The organism is Mesorhizobium sp. M8A.F.Ca.ET.057.01.1.1 (assembly GCF_003952565.1).
In the GTDB taxonomy this organism is placed as follows: domain Bacteria; phylum Pseudomonadota; class Alphaproteobacteria; order Rhizobiales; family Rhizobiaceae; genus Mesorhizobium.
In genome coordinates, this window is the sequence record NZ_CP034454.1 from 5,086,750 (window position 1) to 5,105,695 (window position 18,946).

Here is an 18,946-nt window from a genome sequence, read left to right on the forward strand (position 1 = left end):
TCGGCCCTCCAGGCCGATCGTTCCGGCGTTCACGGCATGACCGTAAACGTTTTTCCGTAAACGTTTACGAGAACACACCCGAAGGCGTAGAATGTCAATCGGCCGCCAGCGAAAATCGTCGTTGCGCCTTGGCCCGGGCGGCCACCGGTGCTAGCCAAGCAAGGGGAGAACAGTCATTTGGCGTCCAGCATTCACGACCTTGCCCGTCACCTGAACATTTCGATTGGCACGGTGTCGCGCGCGCTCAACGGCCGCGCCGACGTCAATGCCGACACGCGCCAGCGCGTTCTCGAGGCGGCCAGGGCTCTCAACTATTCGCCGAACCAGTCCGGCCGCAGTCTCAGGCAAGGCGCTACCCACTCGATCGCCTTCATGCTGCAGCCGCATCCGGGCGACCAGGAATATGGCGAGCCGTTCTTCATTCCGTTCCTGACTGGGTTGCAGGGCCGGCTCGCCGAAAGCGGACTGGATCTGATCGTGGTGATGGGCGCGCCGGGCGACTATCAGCAGGAGCGCCTGCGGCGTGTCGTCGAGACGCGCCGTGCCGACGCGGTGGTGCTGGCCTGGACGCGGCGCGAGGACGAGCGCATCGACTATCTCACCCAGGCCGGCTTCCCCTTCGCCACGCTCGGCCGTAGCCGCTCCGGCGATAAGGCCTACCCCTCGCTCGATCTCGATTTCGAAAAAGCAGGCGCCGACGCGGTCGACCGGCTGGTGGCGCGCGGCCATCGCCGCATCGCTGCCATCCGCCCATCGCTCGATCTGAATTTCGGCTATCTGTTCCTCGACGGCTACCGCAAGGCCTTGCGCCGGCATGGCATCGCGGTCGATCCCCACCTGATTGCCGACGGCTTCATCAACGAGGCCGGTGGCTACGAAGTGACCCGCGGGTGATGCGCCGCAAGGACCCGCCGACCGCCATCATCTTCAACAATGACGCAATGGCGCTTGGGGGATGCAAGGCGCTGGCCGAGATGGGGATCAAGCCGGGTCACGACATGGCGGTGACCGTCATCGTCGATACGCCGCTCTGCCGCTATTTTTCGCCGGCGCTGACTGCTTTCCGCCCGGCGCTGCAGCCGATGGGACGGCGGCTCGCCGAAATGCTGCTGGCGTCGCTTCCTGCCTTCGCCGGCCCGGACGGTCCGCGTATCATGCGCGAGGTCTGGCCGCTGGAGCTAATTGCGCGCGATAGCGATTGATCATGCCAGATCCCGGTGCAGATCGAGGCCGCGGGTCGCCTCCATGCCCGGAAACGCATGCACGGATCGTGCCGATAGCTCACCTGTTGCGCGGCGCTGGCGACTGCGATTTACGTGCCGATAGTCACCAAATGACTTGAACGACGCCGCTTCAGGCGCTCGGTTTCCGATCGGATTACGGCAAGCGTCGCCGGCGACCTGCCGGGCGTCAGTCGCGCGATCTGGACAGCCCCGTGAGAAGCGGAGCGTACGCGGCGAGCCTGCGGGATACGAACTCCGTGAAGAGCCGCACGCGCTTCGTCTTGCGTGTCTCCCCCTGTGTGAGAAGCCAGAGCGTTCCGTACATGTGCAGGTCGGTGCCCGGCACCCTCACCAGTAGGGGGTCGGCATCTCCGACGAAGCACGGCAGCGTCGTGATCCCGAGCCCTTGCCGAACGGCAACGATCTGCGCCTCGCCGTCCGTGGTCCTGAACGGAACTCCCGTTGTGCGAACCTCACCCTCGCTGGCCCAGTCTGGTATTCCATGAATGCTTATGACGATCCACCGGATGGGATCCGGCGCGCCCGCACGCCACGCGGCCAGTCGATCGCGGGAGATGTAGACGCCGCCGAACAGCTCCGGTCCCTTCAGTCCGTGAAGATTGAGCGGCAGGGTTTTGCGGTCGTAGACGACGCGGATCGCCACGTCGGCCTCTCGGTTGGTCAGATTTGCCAGCTCGCCGACCGACAAGATTTCCATCTCGATGTCGGGATGCAGACGCGCGAAATCGGCGAAGTCCGGCATGAGCAGATGAGTCGCGAGGGGCGGTGCCAGCGTCACCCGAAGAAGCCCGCGCACACTCTGGTCGCGACCGAAGACGCGGGTCTCCAGCTGGTGCGACGACGCTTCCATCTGGTTCGCGAGCTCGAGGACCTCTTCGCCCGCAGCCGTCAGGCGGTAGCCCGAAGGCAGCTTTTCGAACATCTGCGCCCCGAGGCCTTCCTCGAGCTGTGCGATGCGTCGCAGCACGGTCGAGTGATACACACCGAGGCCCTCGGCGGCTGCCCGCACCGAGCCTCCGCGCGCGACGGCAAGAAAGTAGCGAACGTCATCCCAGTCGATCATGGTGCAATTCGGCACCGCGCGGTGCGCCTTCCAAAGCCCGTATCTAATGCCATCGTACAGCAGTACGGCCGTCATCATAGTCTATGTCGACGAGCGCGCGGCCCAATTCCGAACGGAAGACACCGATCGCTGCGGCTGGCATCAGTCATTCAGCCGGATCGATTTTGCACCACCGATGTGCGCGTTTCCGCACTCAATGCCTGGCTGCAGCGGACCCATCTTCAGGTTCTCGGGGGCCTCCCCGAACGACCAAAGTTGGAGTCAGAAAGGAAAAATCATGGGAAAGCTTGAAGGTAAGGTTGCAGTCATCACGGGTGGATCGAGCGGCATGGCGCTGGCGACCGCCAAACGGTTCGTTGAAGAAGGCGCCTATGTTTTCATCACGGGTCGGAGGCAGGAGACGCTCGACGAGGCCATCAGGCTGGTTGGCCGGAACGTGACCGGCGTGCGCGGCGATGCGGCCAATCTCGACGACCTCGACCGCCTGTTCGATACAGTCAAGCGGGAAAAGGGCAAGATCGACGTCCTGTATGCGAGCGCCGGCACGGGCGAAGCCGTCCCACTGGGCGAGATTACCGAGCAGCATTTCGATACGACCTTCGGCCTGAATACGCGCGGCACACTGTTCACAGTGCAAAAGGCGTTGCCGCTGTTCAACGATGGCGGATCGATCTTCATGACCGGATCAGTTGCTTCGGTGAAAGGTTTTCCTGGTTACAGCGTGTATGCGGCGAGCAAGGCGGCGTTGCACGCATTCGCACGCGGGTGGCTCAACGAGCTGAAGGGCAGGAATATCCGGGTGAACGTGCTGCACCCCGGGCCGATCGCCACACCGATGCAGGACCAAGTTCTCGACGAAGAGGGGAAGCGGATGTTCGAATCCCTGATCCCGCGGGGAAAGATGGGGCGTCCTGAGGAAATTGCGACGGCCGCGCTGTTTCTTGCTTCAGACGATTCGAGCTTCGTGAACGGGCTGGAATTGTCCGTCGACGGAGGCTTCTCGGCCATCTGAAATCGCGTCGCCATGCAGCGAAACGGATAACCCAGCGCCGTTGAGGCCGGGGAATCAATATCAACACGGATCGGAGAAGCACCATGAGCTATGCGATTATAGGATTCGGTAAGATAGGCCAGGCCCTCGCCCACGCCTTCGCCCGTAATAACATCGATGTGACCGTCGCGAGCCGCCGGCCGCCCGAGGCGTTGGCGCCGCAAGCTCGGGCAATTGGACCCACGGTCCTCGCCAAGTCGCTACGGGATGCACTCGAGGCCGACACAATCATCCTGGCGGTCCCGTTCGGGGAGCACCGCGAGGTTGCGAAGGCCCTGCCGAGCTGGAAAGGCAAGACGGTCATCGACGCGATGAACGCGTTTCCAGTCCCTGAAGAGTTGGACGGTCTCCCGTCCTCCGCCTTCGTCGCGAAGGCGTTCAGCGGCGCCAAGTTCGTGAAAGGTTTCAATCACCTGATTGCGGCCACGCTGGCTGCCGATCCGATCGTCGAGGGCGGGCACCGGGTCGTCTTTCTGTCAAGCGACGATGAGGACGCGATCGCTCCCGTGGCGGCCTTGGCCAAACAACTCGGGTTCGCACCCGTCAAGCTGGGAAAACTCAACGAGGGTGGCGCGCTGGTGCACGCACGCGGCCACATTTGGGGCCAACTCATCTTCCAGGATTTGTTCAAGAAGGAGCAGTAATCGATCTACGATCCGTATGATCGATGCTGAGAACCGGTCGCGTGCCAATTTCTTCGAGCAGCGCGCGACCGACATCCTTCCCACCGGCGTTCTCGGCCGGCAAGTTCGCCAACAACTGTTGCGCCAAGCCGGTTACGCGAAGTCTATCCAGGACCGCTCTTTCGCCCGCTTTGAGGTCGCGTTGCCCGCGAGGTAGACTGCTCGCATGACCTTCAGGCTCATCTTCCTCGGGACCTCTGCCAGCGTGCCCTCGGCCGAGCGCAATCACCCCGCGCTGCTCGTTGAAGCCGGCAGTCAACGGGTGCTGGTCGATTGTGGGGAAGGCACCCAGCGTCAGCTTCTGCGCAGCGGTGCCGGATTCAGGCGACTTGATCGCCTGCTCCTCACACACGCGCATTTCGACCACGTGCTCGGAATTCCGGGCTTGTTCTCGACGCTTCGGCTCCGGCAGAGCGAGGACCTTGTGACCATTCATGGCAGCGCCGACACTCTCGACGTCGTCGCCCGCATGCTCGCTGGCCTTTGGGGTGAGGGACGCGCGCCGATCCCGCTGCAACTCGTGCCGCTTGTCCCGGACGCGTGTTCGAGGTGGATGAATTCACGGTCGACTGCTTTCAAGTTCGCCATCGCGACACCGACAGCTACGGCTTCGTCTTCGAGGCCCCGGCGCGTCGTCACCTCCGTTCGGACCGCTTGGCAGCTCTCGGTGTGCCAGACGGTCCGATCCGGAAGGGCTTGGCCAAAGGCCGCTCAATTTCTCTCCCCGACGGCAGGACGATTGCTCCCGAAGCAGTTCTCGGACCACCCGAAGCTGGCAAGAAGCTAGCCATTGTAGGCGACACCGAAACCACTGATGGATTGGCCGACAAGGTGAGCGGCGCCGACCTGCTTGTCATCGAAGCGACATTCCTGGAACGAGATGCAACGATGGCGCGCGACTACGGACATCTGACAGCCGCGGAGGCAGCATCGCTGGCTGCTACCAGCGATGTAAAGCAACTCGTTCTTACGCACATCTCCGGCCGCTATCCCGACGAAGAAATTCTCGCGGAAGCCGTCCGGACGTTTACGAACAGCCTTATCGCAACGGATTTGACCACCCTCACCGTCTGATGGCAGAGCTATGACATTCAGAATTGGCATCATCTCGGACACGCACGGCTTGCTGAGGCCGCAGGCGCTGCGCTGCCTGGCCGGGGTCGAACACATCATTCACGGAGGAGACATCGGTCGCCCTGAGATCATCGCAGCGCTTCGCGGTATCGCACCGGTCACTGCGATCAGAGGAAACGTGGACACCGGTGGGTGGGCAGCGGAATACGCGGAAACCGAGCTCGTCCGCCTCGCCGGGCGAGCACTCTACGTGCTTCATGATCTCAAGACGCTGCGGATCGACCCGGTTGTCCAGGGCATCGATTTGATCGTGTCCGGTCACTCGCATGTGCCAAGGATGGAGACAGTGGATGGCGTGCTCTATTTGAATCCGGGCAGCGCTGGCCCACGGCGGTTTAAACTGCCTGTCACCCTTGCGACCGTCGACATCACTCGGGACAGCATGCAGCCCTCGACGTGGAGCTTGGTAAGTGGCTGAACCGCGCACGCTTACACACGTCCACGCCCATATCCGACAGTGTCCTGATTTTTCACCTGACGGCCAGGCGCGCCGCAACGCGGAAAGAAGCCTTTTCCACGACAGGTCAGCGGGGGTCTCGCCGCGTCGGGAGTTCTCGCCGCGTGCGGCGTTGGACTGAACCGTCATTTCTGGCGAAACGCTGAGTGGAACGACACAACCAGCGGGCCTAAAATGTAGTCGAGTGCCGTGCGTTGCTCGGTAACGATCATGACTGACGCCGGCATGCCTGGATAAAGCGCGATCTGTGGGGCCGCGGCCAATTCCACCGGATCGACCGCCACGTCCGCGAGATAATAGGGAAAGCCGGTTTTGGTGTCGGTGATGCGATCCGCCGAAATGCGGGTGACGCGTCCATGAATTATGGGTATCGAACGCTGCTTGTATGATGTGAAACGAACTTCGGCGGCCATGTCGGGATGCAGGTTCGATATATCCTCGACGCGGACCTGTGCCTGGACGATCAGCGAATTCTCGGTCGGCACGATGTCGAGGATGGTCTGGCCCGGCGCCACGATCGCACCGATCGAGAAAACGCTGAGATCCATGACTTGGCCATCATAGGGCGCGCGCACTTCGGCCCGGTCCATGGCAGCCTGGGCGGCGAACATCTTGGGTATGAGGTCGGACAGGTTCGATTGCGTATCGATCAGCATGGCCGACAACTTGGTCCGGCGCTCATTGGTCAATTGTGCGATCTGGCTCTCGAGTTCGGCTTTGCTCTGTTGGCTGCCGCCGATGGCGCCGAGATTATCGTCGATCAAGCCCTGCAAATCCGAGGCCGACCTTTCCAGTTCCAGGATGCGTGGGCGGGTCGTCAAACCGGCCTTGAGCAGCTTCGACAGGCTGGCCTTCTCGTCGATCGTCGATTTGAGCTGGGCCTGGTAGGATTCGACCCGAGACTGCTTGCCCCGTATCTGCTCCTCGAGCTCGGCAATGCGCCGCTGAAGGATCTGTTTGGCGCCGGCCATCGAGGCGCGTTGGCTTTCCAGGTCGGCGATCTGGTTTGCCATTGCGTCCTTGAGGTAGTCCTCGTGCTCTTTGAGGATGTCCTTGGGAAAGGCAACAGCCTCGCTGCCGTCCAGTTCGGCACGGATCCTGGCATCGGTTGCGCGCAACAGCGCATATTGCTGGGCATAGAGATTGAACTCGGACCGAATCCTGGTGTCGTCCAGCTTCAGCATTATGTCGCCCTTCCTGACGACGTCGCCATCCTTGACGCGGATCTCCTTAACCGTGCCGCCGTCGAAGTGCTGGACGCTCTTGCGATTGCCTTCCACCTTGACCATGGCATCGGCGAGCACGGCACCGTTCAGAGGGGCAAAGGCTGCCCAGCCGCCGAAAATGCCGAAAAAGGCGATTATGATCAGCAGGCCGATATAGGCCGGCACCCGGATGGAATCCGGAGCCAGGATGCCGGCCTCGCCGGGCAGACTGTGGTAAGTGAGTGCGCTGTCGCTCATCGATCTCTCCGACCACGGCTCATTGGGTCGCCACCGCCATTGGAGCCGCGCGCTGGTTGAGCAACGCCACGATCTCGTTTCTCATGCCGAACGCCTCGACGGCGCCATCGCGCAACAGAAGGATCTTGTCGACATTCGCCAAGGTCGAGGGACGGTGCGAGACGATGATAACCGTGCTGCCGCGGCGCTTGAGCTCGATCGCGCAGTCGCTCAGCGCGCGGTCGCCATCGGCGTCGAGATTGGAACTCGGCTCGTCGAGAATGATCAGTTTCGGCGTTCCAAACACCGCCCGGGCAAGAGCAATCCGTTGCCGGTATCCTCCTGACAGCACGGCGCCGCCCTCGCCGATCTGCGTCTCGTAGCCCTGCGGCAGGCGGATGATCATCTCGTGTACGCCGGCGAGCCGCGCGGCCTCGATCACCTCCTGGTCGACATTGGTCTTGAAGCGCCCAATGTTGGCGGCGACGGTATCGGAGAAGAGTTCGATATCCTGCGGCAGGTAGCCGATGTGATCGCCTAATGCGTCGTGCCCCCATTGCGACAGGTCGGCGCCATCCAGCCTGACCATGCCCCGGCTGGGTTGCATGACGCCGGCAAGGTGGCGCGCCAAGGTCGACTTGCCGGCGCCTGAAGGGCCGACGATTCCCAAAGCCTCGCCTGCCTCCAGCCGAAACGACACGTCGCGCAGAAGCACCTTCTGCTGGCTGAGAATTGCAAAGCTGACCTGTTCGACGGAGATGGTGCCGCTGGGCTTGGGCAGGTTGAACGCCCTTTCGTTGCGCGCGCCGCCGTCAACCAGTTTCTCGACCCTTGCCAAAGCCGCCCGCGCCAGGATCAGGCTGCGCCAGAGGCCGACGATCTGCTCGACAGGCTGCAACCCCCTGCCCAGCAGGAGACTCGCCGCGAACATGGTGCCGCCGGTAATCTGCCGTTCGATCACCAAATAGGCGCCGAGACCGAGTATCAGCGATTGCATGGTCAGCCGCAGGAACCGGATAAGGCCCGACATCAGGGCGGCGCGGTCGCTTGCCTCCGCCTGGCGCCGCAGCGCCAGGTTGCGGTCGCGCCCCCAGCGGCGGATGAGACCGTCGATCATCCCCATGGCGCGAACGACTTCCGAGTTCCTGAGGCTCATCTCGGTGAAGTTATAGTTGTTCGTCGCCAACTCGTTGGCCTGCTTCAGCGGCGAGCGCACGAGATATTCGTTGAGCACGGCCATACCGATCAAGAGCAGCGAGCAGCCCAATGCGAAGAAGCCGAGCCAAGGATGCAGCAGGAAGATGATGCCGATGTAGATGGGCGACCATGGCAGGTCAAACAGGGCGTGGATGCCGCTGCCGGTGATGACCTGCCTGAACGTATCGAAGTCGCGGATCGGCTGGCTCGGCGAGGAGCCGGGCGATGGGGCCTCGACGGACGCGGCGAGGATCCTTGCCGAGAGCAACCGGTCGAGCCGGGCGCTGGCACGCGTCAGGATCCAGGCGCGGACAAGGTCGAGACCGGCCAGCGAAAGGAACGCCGCCAGCAACACCAGGGTCAACATCACCAGCGTGGTTTCGCTGCCGCTGGTGACAACCCGGTCGTAGATCTGCAGCATGTAGAGTGGGGAGGCGAGGTAAAGCAGGTTGATCGCCAGGCTGAATGCCGCCGCAACCAGGAAATAGCGGCGGCATGCCCGAAGCGCATCTTTCACAATTCGAGACTTGCTATCCACTTCCAGAACCCCACTCGATACTCGTCAGGTCAAGGGAGCCGCCACAGCCGGCGGCCCTTTTCGCTCACACCACCAAGTCGCTCGAAATCGCCCCACTGCCGATGCCCGTCAGCGTGAATTCCGCCGGATTGTACGAAACGACGGTATGACCCTGGCCATCATCGGCAAGCTTGAAGGCGTTCGCATCATAGCTGCCGACCAGATGCAGTGCGGCGCCATAGGTGCCGTCAGAAACGGTCAGCGTTCCTCCGCTGCCATCCTGGTTTGCCTGATAGACGGCCGTCGTTCCCGCACCGAACAGGATATCGCCGAGGTCCAGTCTGTCATCGTTGGTGATGCCGCCGATCCGTCCGCTGTAGTCGAAGGAATCGTCGAGTTGCAGCGTGCCGGCAGCGTCGTGTCCGAAGGTGACGTCCGTCGACGAGGCGCCGCCGAACTCCAACTTCGACAAATTGCCGATCGTGGCATCGCCGTCGCCGGTGACCTGGCCATGGATTACGATGTCGCCGCCATTGGCCCAGAGCATGCCTGAATTCGCCAGGCCGCCGGCCACCGTCAAGCCGCCCGAACCCGTTGCCTCGAGCGTTCCGGAGTTGGTGACGACACTGCCTCCGGTATCGATGACCAGAGCATTCGAGCCGGAGGCGATGATGGTCCCCCTATTGTCGAGGCTGAGCATGCCGCCGCCCAGCTGGCCGGCGCCCGAGATCGTGTTGTCGACGTTGACCAGAGTGACGTCCGGCCCTGTGCCGGAAATCATGTTGGCGGCGCTGTCGGACAGCAGGATCTGCCCGCCTCCCTGCAAGGTCACGCCGTGCTGGATGACCTGAAGCAACGTATCGCTGCCGGTCGAGTCGAGCGAGATCAGGCCGCTGTTGTTGATAATGCCGCTGAGCGGCAGCAACGCGCCGTCGCCGATCGTCATGGTGCCTGAATTGTTGACCACCGGTGTCTGATCGAAGACGAAATTGCTTGCTGTCAGTGCGCCCGAATGCACGCCGTCCAGCGTGATCGACTGTCCGTCGCCGAGCGCGATCACCGCATTGCCGTTGGCATCGTCGGCGATATGCGTCTGGAGGTCGGCGAAGTCTGCCAATCCACTGTAGCCGATGAGGTCGATCTGGTCGGCCGCAGCATCGAAATTGTGCACCGTGTCGGCGCCGATCGGCTGCGAGAAGACGAAGAGGTCGTTGCCGTGCGAGCCGGTCAGCACGTCGTCGCCGGACCAGGCAAAGATCGGCGATCCCGGAGCGTAGGCCTCGACATTGTCGGCGATCGACGCGCTGCCCAAGGTGCCGTCGGCGTTGATCCAGGTCATCTGGACGTCGAGCACCGCGGCACCGGTGCAGTCTGCCGGGGTGGTCACGGTCAGCCCGTGCAGGTCGTTGGTCTGCACCGTCCAGGATCCATCGGCGTTGTGCGTCGCGCCGTCGATGGTCCAGCCTGAGGGAACGTCCTTCACCGTGACGGTGATGAGTGCGCCTTCATGTGAGGGGTCGGTGAGGGCGAGGTTGATGGGCTCGCCGGAGGTGCCAGCGGGCTTGAGGCTGCCCTGGCTGACGGCTGCATTCGTATGACCGGTGGTATCCGAGAATGCTCCGGCATCGATATTAAGGGTGTAGGACGATCCGTTGCTGCTTCCTGCGCCTTTGTCCACTTGGAATGTATACTGAGTGTGGGCTGCGTTGAAGCTTCCTGACCCAGCGATCACACTGACATTGGGCAGACCGGATACATGCATCACGTTTGATAGATTTGCGAAATTCGCATTGACGGCCGTCGTAAACGTTATGGTGACGGTACTTGGTTCGGCGTTACTCCCCTGTTTGCCATCCGCTACCAAGGTAATTAGCCCGGGAGTAACTTCGTCCGTGCCGAAGACCGTCACATCAAGGTTGGCCGATGCCGTTCCGCCATGCCCGTCAGAAACGGTATAGGTGAAGCTGTCCGTGACGGTCTGGCCCGCTGCCAGAGCCTGCACATTGGCTTGGCCATTCGCCAGCGTATAAGTGTAGGCCCCAGTCGCCTTGGTGACGACCAGCGAACCATAGGTTCCGGTCCTCGTGAATGTAGTGCCGTTGTCGGTGCCGCCCGTGAGCGCCGAGACGGCAAGTGTATCGGCATCCGGGTCGGTGTCAGCATGGTCTGAGAACCCTCCTGACGGTGCACCGGCATGCACGAGTGTCTGCAGCACGTTGCCGGTTGCGCTTGTGTTGGTGTCTTCCTTCACCCAATTGGTATCGGCGACGGCGACTGGTGCGCCGTTGTCGCTAGTACCGAGGATGTCGATATGTACCGTGGTCGGAGTGCCGTCGGCGCTGACCACGTTGAAGGTCTCGGTGTAGTGCTGGCCGGCGACGAACTCGTCGTGCGCCGAGCTTGCCGTATAGGTCCAGGCACCGGCTGCATTGATGGCGAAAGTGCCATAGCTGCCGGCGGTTCCAACCTGGGCGACGAAGGTCGCCGAGCTGTCGACGTCGGAGATGGTCAAAGTACCCGAGGTGCTGATTGCTGCTGCCGTGTTGGCTTCGGTCAGATTGACCGAGGCAGAGGAGAGCACCGCCGCGTCGTTGGCGCCGTTGATGGTGACGGTAAGCACGGCGGTGTCGGTCAGGCTGCCATCGCTGACGGTGTAGTTGAAGGTGTCGGTGGTCGAGCCGCCCGTGTTGAGCGCCTGCACCGTCGCGTCGTTCTCGTTGACGACATAGGTGTAGCTGCCGTTGCTGTTGAATGTCAGCGTGCCATGCGCGCCGACCAGCCCGGCGCCGACGGAACCCGCGGTGCCGGCGCCTTCGACGCCGCCAGTGCGAATGCCGCTGACCGTGAGGCCGGCGCTGTCGACCTCGGTGTCGTTGGTGAGCACGTTGCCGGTGCCGTTGTTGCCGCCGGACGCGTTAAGGGTGCCGCCCTTCTCGGTGGCCGCGACAGCACCGAGGCTGGCGCTGGTGTCGTTCACACCCACCGGCGCGTCGTTGGCGCCGTTGATGGTGACGGTAAGCACGGCGGTGTCGGTCAGGCTGCCATCGCTGACGGTGTAGTTGAAGGTGTCGGTGGTCGAGCCGCCCGTGTTGAGCGCCTGCACCGTCGCGTCGTTCTCGTTGACAACATAGGTGTAGCTGCCGTTGCTGTTGAGTGTCAGCGTGCCATGCGCGCCGACCAGGCCGGCGCCGACGGAACTCGCGGTGCCGGCGCCTTCGACGCCGCCAGTGCGAATGCCGCTGACCGTGAGGCCGGCACTGTCGACATCGGTGTCGTTGGTGAGCACATTGCCGGTGCCGTTGTTGCCGCCGGACGCGTTGAGGCTGCCGCCCTTCTCGGTGGCCGCGACAGCACCGAGGCTGGCGCTGGTGTCGTTCACACCCACCGGCACGTCGTTGGTGCCGTGGATGGTGACGGTGACCAGTTGGCTGGCGGTGCCGTCGGAGGAGACGGCGGTGAAGCTGTCAGTGATCGACTGCCCGGCGCCCAGCTGCTGGATCGCCGTCTGGGCGTCGTCGGCGCTGTAGGTCCAGTTGCCGGCGGCGTCCAGCGTGAAGGTGCCATAGGTGCCGGCGAAGCTTGCCTGCGCCGTGAAGTTGGACTGACCCTGGTCGACATCGTTGATGGTCAGCGCGCCGGATGTGTTCAGGTGGTTGCTGGCGTCGGTCGCCACGTCCTCGGTCACCGAGCCGGTCGAGACACCGCCGATCACCGGCACGTCGTTGGTGCCGTGGATGGTGACGGTGACCAGTTGGCTGGCGGTGCCGTCGGAGGAGACGGCGGTGAAGCTGTCAGTGATCGACTGCCCGGCGCCCAGCTGCTGGATCGCCGTCTGGGCGTCGTCGGCGCTGTAGGTCCAGTTGCCCGATGCATCCAGCGTGAAGGTGCCATAGGTGCCGGCGAAGCTGGCCTGCGCCGTGAAGTTGGACTGACCCTGGTCGACATCGTTGATGGTCAGCGCGCCGGATGTGTTCAGGTGGTTGCTGGCGTCGGTCGCCACGTCCTCGGTCACCGAGCCGGTCGAGACACCGCCGATCACGGGCACGTCGTTGGTGCCGTGGATGGTGACGGTGACCAGTTGGCTGGCGGTGCCGTCGGAGGAGACGGCGGTGAAGCTGTCAGTGATCGACTGCCCGGCGCCCAGCTGCTGGATCGCCGTCTGGGCGTTGTCGGCGCTGTAGGTCCAGTTGCCGGCGGCGTCCAGCGTGAAGGTGCCATAGGTGCCGGCGAAGCTTGCCTGCGCCGTGAAGTTGGACTGACCCTGGTCGACATCGTTGATGGTCAGCGCGCCGGATGTGTTCAGGTGATTGCTGGCGTCGGTCGCCACGTCCTCGGTCACCGAGCCGGTCGAGACACCGCCGATCACCGGCACGTCGTTGGTGCCGTGGATGGTGACGGTGACCAGTTGGCTGGCGGTGCCGTCGGAGGAGACGGCGGTGAAGCTGTCAGTGATCGACTGCCCGGCGCCCAGCTGCTGGATCGCCGTCTGGGCGTCGTCGGCGCTGTAGGTCCAGTTGCCGGCGGCGTCCAGCGTGAAGGTGCCATAGGTGCCGGCGAAGCTTGCCTGCGCCGTGAAGTTGGACTGACCCTGGTCGACATCGTTGATGGTCAGCGCGCCGGATGTGTTCAGGTGATTGCTGGCGTCGGTCGCCACGTCCTCGGTCACCGAGCCGGTCGAGACACCGCCGATCACCGGCACGTCGTTGGTGCCGTGGATGGTGACGGTGACCAGTTGGCTGGCAGTGCCGTCGGAGGAGACGGCGGTGAAGCTGTCAGTGATCGACTGCCCGGCGCCCAGCTGCTGGATCGCCGTCTGGGCGTCGTCGGCGCTGTAGGTCCAGTTGCCCGATGCATCCAGCGTGAAGGTGCCATAGGTGCCGGCGAAGCTTGCCTGCGCCGTGAAGTTGGACTGACCCTGGTCGACATCGTTGATGGTCAGCGCGCCGGATGTGTTCAGGTGATTGCTGGCGTCGGTCGCCACGTCCTCGGTCACCGAGCCGGTCGAGACACCGCCGATCACCGGCACGTCGTTGGTGCCGTGGATGGTGACGGTGACCAGTTGGCTGGCGGTGCCGTCGGAGGAGACGGCGGTGAAGCTGTCAGTGATCGACTGCCCGGCGCCCAGCTGCTGGATCGCCGTCTGGGCGTCGTCGGCGCTGTAGGTCCAGTTGCCCGATGCATCCAGCGTGAAGGTGCCATAGGTGCCGGCGAAGCTGGCCTGCGCCGTGAAGTTGGACTGACCCTGGTCGACATCGTTGATGGTCAGCGCGCCGGATGTGTTCAGGTGATTGCTGGCGTCGGTCGCCACGTCCTCGGTCACCGAGCCGGTCGAGACACCGCCGATCACCGGCACGTCGTTGGTGCCGTGGATGGTGACGGTGACCAGTTGGCTGGCGGTGCCGTCGGAGGAGACGGCGGTGAAGCTGTCAGTGATCGACTGCCCGGCGCCCAGCTGCTGGATCGCCGTCTGGGCGTCGTCGGCGCTGTAGGTCCAGTTGCCCGATGCATCCAGCGTGAAGGTGCCATAGGTGCCGGCGAAGCTGGCCTGCGCCGTGAAGTTGGACTGACCCTGGTCGACATCGTTGATGGTCAGCGCGCCGGATGTGTTCAGGTGATTGCTGGCGTCGGTCGCCACGTCCTCGGTCACCGAGCCGGTCGAGACACCGCCGATCACCGGCACGTCGTTGGTGCCGTGGATGGTGACGGTGACCAGTTGGCTGGCGGTGCCGTCGGAGGAGACGGCGGTGAAGCTGTCAGTGATCGACTGCCCGGCGCCCAGCTGCTGGATCGCCGTCTGGGCGTCGTCGGCGCTGTAGGTCCAGTTGCCCGATGCATCCAGCGTGAAGGTGCCATAGGTGCCGGCGAAGCTTGCCTGCGCCGTGAAGTTGGACTGACCCTGGTCGACATCGTTGATGGTCAGCGCGCCGGATGTGTTCAGGTGATTGCTGGCGTCGGTCGCCACGTCCTCGGTCACCGAGCCGGTCGAGACACCGCCGATCACCGGCACGTCGTTGGTGCCGTGGATGGTGACGGTGACCAGTTGGCTGGCGGTGCCGTCGGAGGAGACGGCGGTGAAGCTGTCAGTGATCGACTGCCCGGCGCCCAGCTGCTGGATCGCCGTCTGGGCGTCGTCGGCGCTGTAGGTCCAGTTGCCCGATGCATCCAGCGTGAAGGTGCCATAGGTGCCGGCGAAGCTGGCCTGCGCCGTGAAGTTGGACTGACCCTGGTCGACATCGTTGATGGTCAGCGCGCCGGATGTGTTCAGGTGATTGCTGGCGTCGGTCGCCACGTCCTCGGTCACCGAGCCGGTCGAGACACCGCCGATCACCGGCACGTCGTTGGTGCCGTGGATGGTGACGGTGACCAGTTGGCTGGCGGTGCCGTCGGAGGAGACGGCGGTGAAGCTGTCAGTGATCGACTGCCCGGCGCCCAGCTGCTGGATCGCCGTCTGGGCGTCGTCGGCGCTGTAGGTCCAGTTGCCCGATGCATCCAGCGTGAAGGTGCCATAGGTGCCGGCGAAGCTGGCCTGCGCCGTGAAGTTGGACTGACCCTGGTCGACATCGTTGATGGTCAGCGCGCCGGATGTGTTAGGTGTTGCTGGCGTCGGTCGCCACGTCCTCGGTCACCGAGCCGGTCGAGACACCGCCGATCACCGGCACGTCGTTGGTGCCGTGGATGGTGACGGTGACCAGTTGGCTGGCGGTGCCGTCGGAGGAGACGGCGGTGAAGCTGTCAGTGATCGACTGCCCGGCGCCCAGCTGCTGGATCGCCGTCTGGGCGTCGTCGGCGCTGTAGGTCCAGTTGCCCGAGCTCCAGCGTGAAGGTGCCATAGGTGCCGGCGAAGCTGGCCTGCGCCGTGAAGTTGGACTGACCCTGGTCGACATCGTTGATGGTCAGCGCGCCGGATGTGTTCAGGTGATTGCTGGCGTCGGTCGCCACGTCCTCGGTCACCGAGCCGGTCGAGACACCGCCGATCACCGGCACGTCGTTGGTGCCGTGGATGGTGACGGTGACCAGTTGGCTGGCGGTGCCGTCGGAGGAGACGGCGGTGAAGCTGTCAGTGATCGACTGCCCGGCGCCCAGCTGCTGGATCGCCGTCTGGGCGTCGTCGGCGCTGTAGGTCCAGTTGCCCGATGCATCCAGCGTGAAGGTGCCATAGGTGCCGGCGAAGCTGGCCTGCGCCGTGAAGTTGGACTGACCCTGGTCGACATCGTTGATGGTCAGCGCGCCGGATGTGTTCAGGTGGTTGCTGGCGTCGGTCGCCACGTCCTCGGTCACCGAGCCGGTCGAGACACCGCCGATCACCGGCACGTCGTTGGTGCCGTGGATGGTGACGGTGACCAGTTGGCTGGCGGTGCCGTCGGAGGAGACGGCGGTGAAGCTGTCAGTGATCGACTGCCCGGCGCCCAGCTGCTGGATCGCCGTCTGGGCGTCGTCGGCGCTGTAGGTCCAGTTGCCCGATGCGTCCAGCGTGAAGGTGCCATAGGTGCCGGCGAAGCTGGCCTGCGCCGTGAAGTTGGACTGACCCTGGTCGACATCGTTGATGGTCAGCGCGCCGGATGTGTTCAGGTGATTGCTGGCGTCGGTCGCCACGTCCTCGGTCACCGAGCCGGTCGAGACACCGCCGATCACCGGCACGTCGTTGGTGCCGTGGATGGTGACGGTGACCAGTTGGCTGGCGGTGCCGTCGGAGGAGACGGCGGTGAAGCTGTCAGTGATCGACTGCCCGGCGCCCAGCTGCTGGATCGCCGTCTGGGCGTCGTCGGCGCTGTAGGTCCAGTTGCCCGATGCATCCAGCGTGAAGGTGCCATAGGTGCCGGCGAAGCTGGCCTGCGCCGTGAAGTTGGACTGACCCTGGTCGACATCGTTGATGGTCAGCGCGCCGGATGTGTTCAGGTGATTGCTGGCGTCGGTCGCCACGTCCTCGGTCACCGAGCCGGTCGAGACACCGCCGATCACCGGCACGTCGTTGGTGCCGTGGATGGTGACGGTGACCAGTTGGCTGGCGGTGCCGTCGGAGGAGACGGCGGTGAAGCTGTCAGTGATCGACTGCCCGGCGCCCAGCTGCTGGATCGCCGTCTGGGCGTCGTCGGCGCTGTAGGTCCAGTTGCCCGATGCATCCAGCGTGAAGGTGCCATAGGTGCCGGCGAAGCTGGCCTGCGCCGTGAAGTTGGACTGACCCTGGTCGACATCGTTGATGGTCAGCGCGCCGGATGTGTTCAGGTGATTGCTGGCGTCGGTCGCCACGTCCTCGGTCACCGAGCCGGTCGAGACACCGCCGATCACCGGCACGTCGTTGGTGCCGTGGATGGTGACGGTGACCAGTTGGCTGGCGGTGCCGTCGGAGGAGACGGCGGTGAAGCTGTCAGTGATCGACTGCCCGGCGCCCAGCTGCTGGATCGCCGTCTGGGCGTCGTCGGCGCTGTAGGTCCAGTTGCCCGATGCATCCAGCGTGAAGGTGCCATAGGTGCCGGCGAAGCTGGCCTGCGCCGTGAAGTTGGACTGACCCTGGTCGACATCGTTGATGGTCAGCGCGCCGGATGTGTTCAGGTGATTGCTGGCGTCGGTCGCCACGTCCTCGGTCACCGAGCCGGTCGAGACACCGCCGATCACCGGCACGTCGTTGGTGCCGTGGATGGTGACGGTGACCAGTTGGCTGGCGGTGCCGTCGGAGGAGACGGCGGTGAAGCTGTCAGTGATCGACTGCCCGGCGCCCAGCTGCTGGATCGCCGTCTGGGCGTCGTCGGCGCTGTAGGTCCAGTTGCCCGGCATCCAGCGTGAAGGTGCCATAGGTGCCGGCGAAGCTGCCTGCGCCGTGAAGTTGGACTGACCCTGGTCGACATCGTTGATGGTCAGCGCGCCGGATGTGTTCAGGTGGTTGCTGGCGTCGGTCGCCACGTCCTCGGTCACCGAGCCGGTCGAGACACCGCCGATCACGGGCACGTCGTTGGTGCCGTGGATGGTGACGGTGACCAGTTGGCTGGCGGTGCCGTCGGAGGAGACGGCGGTGAAGCTGTCAGTGATCGACTGCCCGGCGCCCAGCTGCTGGATCGCCGTCTGGGCGTCGTCGGCGCTGTAGGTCCAGTTGCCCGATGCATCCAGCGTGAAGGTGCCATAGGTGCCGGCGAAGCTTGCCTGCGCCGTGAAGTTGGACTGACCCTGGTCGACATCGTTGATGGTCAGCGCGCCGGATGTGTTCAGGTGGTTGCTGGCGTCGGTCGCCACGTCCTCGGTCACCGAGCCGGCGTGTGTACCAGCAATCACAGGTACATCATTGGTGCCGGTGATATTAACGAGGATATTGTAGCTGGCGCTTCCGTCGGCCGACTTCACCGTCAGAGTGTCGGTGACATGCTGGCCCTGGGTCAGCGGGTCGGCGAGAGTCTGGTTGAGCGTATAGGCCCATACACCGGTTGTCGTATCGAAAGTGAAGGTGCCATAGGTGCCCTGCAGGCTGGGGGGAGCCTGGAAATGGTTCTGGCCGGCATCGGGGTCGGTGATGGACAGCTGTCCATGCGCGTTGGGATCATTCAGCGTGCCATTGGCGACGCCGCCCGCTTCCACCACGGTCGTATCCGCGCCCGGGATGGCGGTGATAATCGCGCCGTCATTGGTGCCCTGAATGTTGACCGAGACGCTGGCCCAGCTGAGCGTTCCGTTGCCGAGTTTGATCGCATAGGTGAAAGTCTCGTTGATCTGGTCGCCCGCACCCATGGCTTGCAGGCTGGCGAAGCCATGCGCCGCCAGATATCCACCAAGGTCCATCTCGACCTTGCCGTTGTTGATGCGGATGGAGACCCCGCCCCGATGCTTTCCCAGGCTGAAATGCCGGTCGCCTGAACGTCCTGAGTCGTCAGGTCGATGGGGGCGTATTGCTTCGTGGCCGTCGATGCGGAAATCCCATCGTCCACCGAAAAGAGGGACTTCGCGTTTCCACCCTGATCGTTCGCCATCACATCGAGAACTATGATGGTTTGCGAACCTGACGCGAGGACGACCGTATCCTCGGTGAGATTGAAAACGTCATCCTTTGCCTGCGGTGTATTGGAGAACGACGCCGTGGTGCCGCCGGCACCGGTGACCTGAGTAGCCATTTTTCAACCCCTTTTTCCCTGACAGGCGCCCCTACGCCTGTTTGTCGACAGCCCTGCGCGACCA

General features: G+C 63.7%; 12 protein-coding genes and 1 pseudogene. 7 read left to right on the forward strand and 6 right to left on the reverse strand.

Annotated elements, in window-relative coordinates:
• The first annotated feature begins 177 nt into the window (after positions 1-177).
• Entirely contained in the window at positions 178-894 is a 717-nt protein-coding gene (locus EJ077_RS24305) for a LacI family DNA-binding transcriptional regulator (RefSeq protein WP_245458526.1), read from the forward strand.
• Complete coding sequence (locus tag EJ077_RS32340; RefSeq protein WP_245458527.1) at positions 894-1,202, forward strand: substrate-binding domain-containing protein; 309 nt, start codon at positions 894-896, stop codon at positions 1,200-1,202. Before EJ077_RS24305 ends, EJ077_RS32340 begins: the two co-directional genes overlap by 1 nt.
• 208 nt (positions 1,203-1,410) lie before the next feature.
• On the opposite strand, the gene EJ077_RS24310 is transcribed toward EJ077_RS32340, so the two are convergent.
• On the reverse strand, positions 1,411-2,307 hold the full coding sequence (locus tag EJ077_RS24310; RefSeq protein WP_208703112.1) for a LysR family transcriptional regulator: 897 nt from the start codon (positions 2,305-2,307) through the stop codon (positions 1,411-1,413).
• A 277-nt stretch (positions 2,308-2,584) separates the two neighbouring features.
• Between EJ077_RS24310 and EJ077_RS24315 the strand changes: the two genes are divergently transcribed.
• From EJ077_RS24315 to EJ077_RS24335, 5 genes and pseudogenes are all read left to right on the forward strand, one after another.
• Complete coding sequence (locus EJ077_RS24315) at positions 2,585-3,319, forward strand: SDR family NAD(P)-dependent oxidoreductase (protein WP_208696926.1); 735 nt, start codon at positions 2,585-2,587, stop codon at positions 3,317-3,319.
• An 83-nt stretch (positions 3,320-3,402) separates the two neighbouring features.
• Positions 3,403-4,002, forward strand: a complete 600-nt coding sequence (locus EJ077_RS24320) for an NADPH-dependent F420 reductase (protein WP_208696928.1) — start codon at positions 3,403-3,405, stop codon at positions 4,000-4,002.
• A 16-nt stretch (positions 4,003-4,018) separates the two neighbouring features.
• Positions 4,019-4,198, forward strand: a complete 180-nt coding sequence (locus EJ077_RS24325; RefSeq protein ID WP_208696930.1) for a hypothetical protein — start codon at positions 4,019-4,021, stop codon at positions 4,196-4,198.
• A gap of 9 nt (positions 4,199-4,207) precedes the next feature.
• Positions 4,208-5,115, forward strand: a pseudogene (locus tag EJ077_RS24330) (MBL fold metallo-hydrolase).
• Between the two features lie 10 nt (positions 5,116-5,125).
• The gene (locus EJ077_RS24335; protein WP_208696932.1) at positions 5,126-5,593 is read left to right on the forward strand and encodes a metallophosphoesterase family protein; all 468 of its coding nucleotides are present in this window, start codon (positions 5,126-5,128) and stop codon (positions 5,591-5,593) included.
• A 164-nt stretch (positions 5,594-5,757) separates the two neighbouring features.
• Here the strand turns inward: EJ077_RS24335 and EJ077_RS24340 are convergent, their stop codons facing one another.
• From EJ077_RS24340 to EJ077_RS24365, 5 genes are all read right to left on the reverse strand, one after another.
• On the reverse strand, positions 5,758-7,095 hold the full coding sequence (locus EJ077_RS24340) for an HlyD family type I secretion periplasmic adaptor subunit (protein WP_208696934.1): 1,338 nt from the start codon (positions 7,093-7,095) through the stop codon (positions 5,758-5,760).
• Positions 7,096-7,114: 19 nt separating this feature from the next.
• Positions 7,115-8,809, reverse strand: a complete 1,695-nt coding sequence (locus tag EJ077_RS24345; protein ID WP_208696936.1) for a type I secretion system permease/ATPase — start codon at positions 8,807-8,809, stop codon at positions 7,115-7,117.
• 64 nt (positions 8,810-8,873) lie between these two features.
• Positions 8,874-15,362, reverse strand: coding sequence for a VCBS domain-containing protein (locus EJ077_RS24350; RefSeq protein WP_416859556.1), 6,489 nt, complete (start codon positions 15,360-15,362; stop codon positions 8,874-8,876).
• 13 nt (positions 15,363-15,375) lie between these two features.
• On the reverse strand, positions 15,376-15,618 hold the full coding sequence (locus EJ077_RS24360; RefSeq protein ID WP_208696942.1) for a VCBS domain-containing protein: 243 nt from the start codon (positions 15,616-15,618) through the stop codon (positions 15,376-15,378).
• Positions 15,521-18,553, reverse strand: a complete 3,033-nt coding sequence (locus EJ077_RS24365; RefSeq protein ID WP_208696944.1) for a VCBS domain-containing protein — start codon at positions 18,551-18,553, stop codon at positions 15,521-15,523. The genes EJ077_RS24360 and EJ077_RS24365 overlap by 98 nt, the downstream gene beginning before the upstream one ends.
• Between the last annotated feature and the right edge of the window lie 393 nt (positions 18,554-18,946).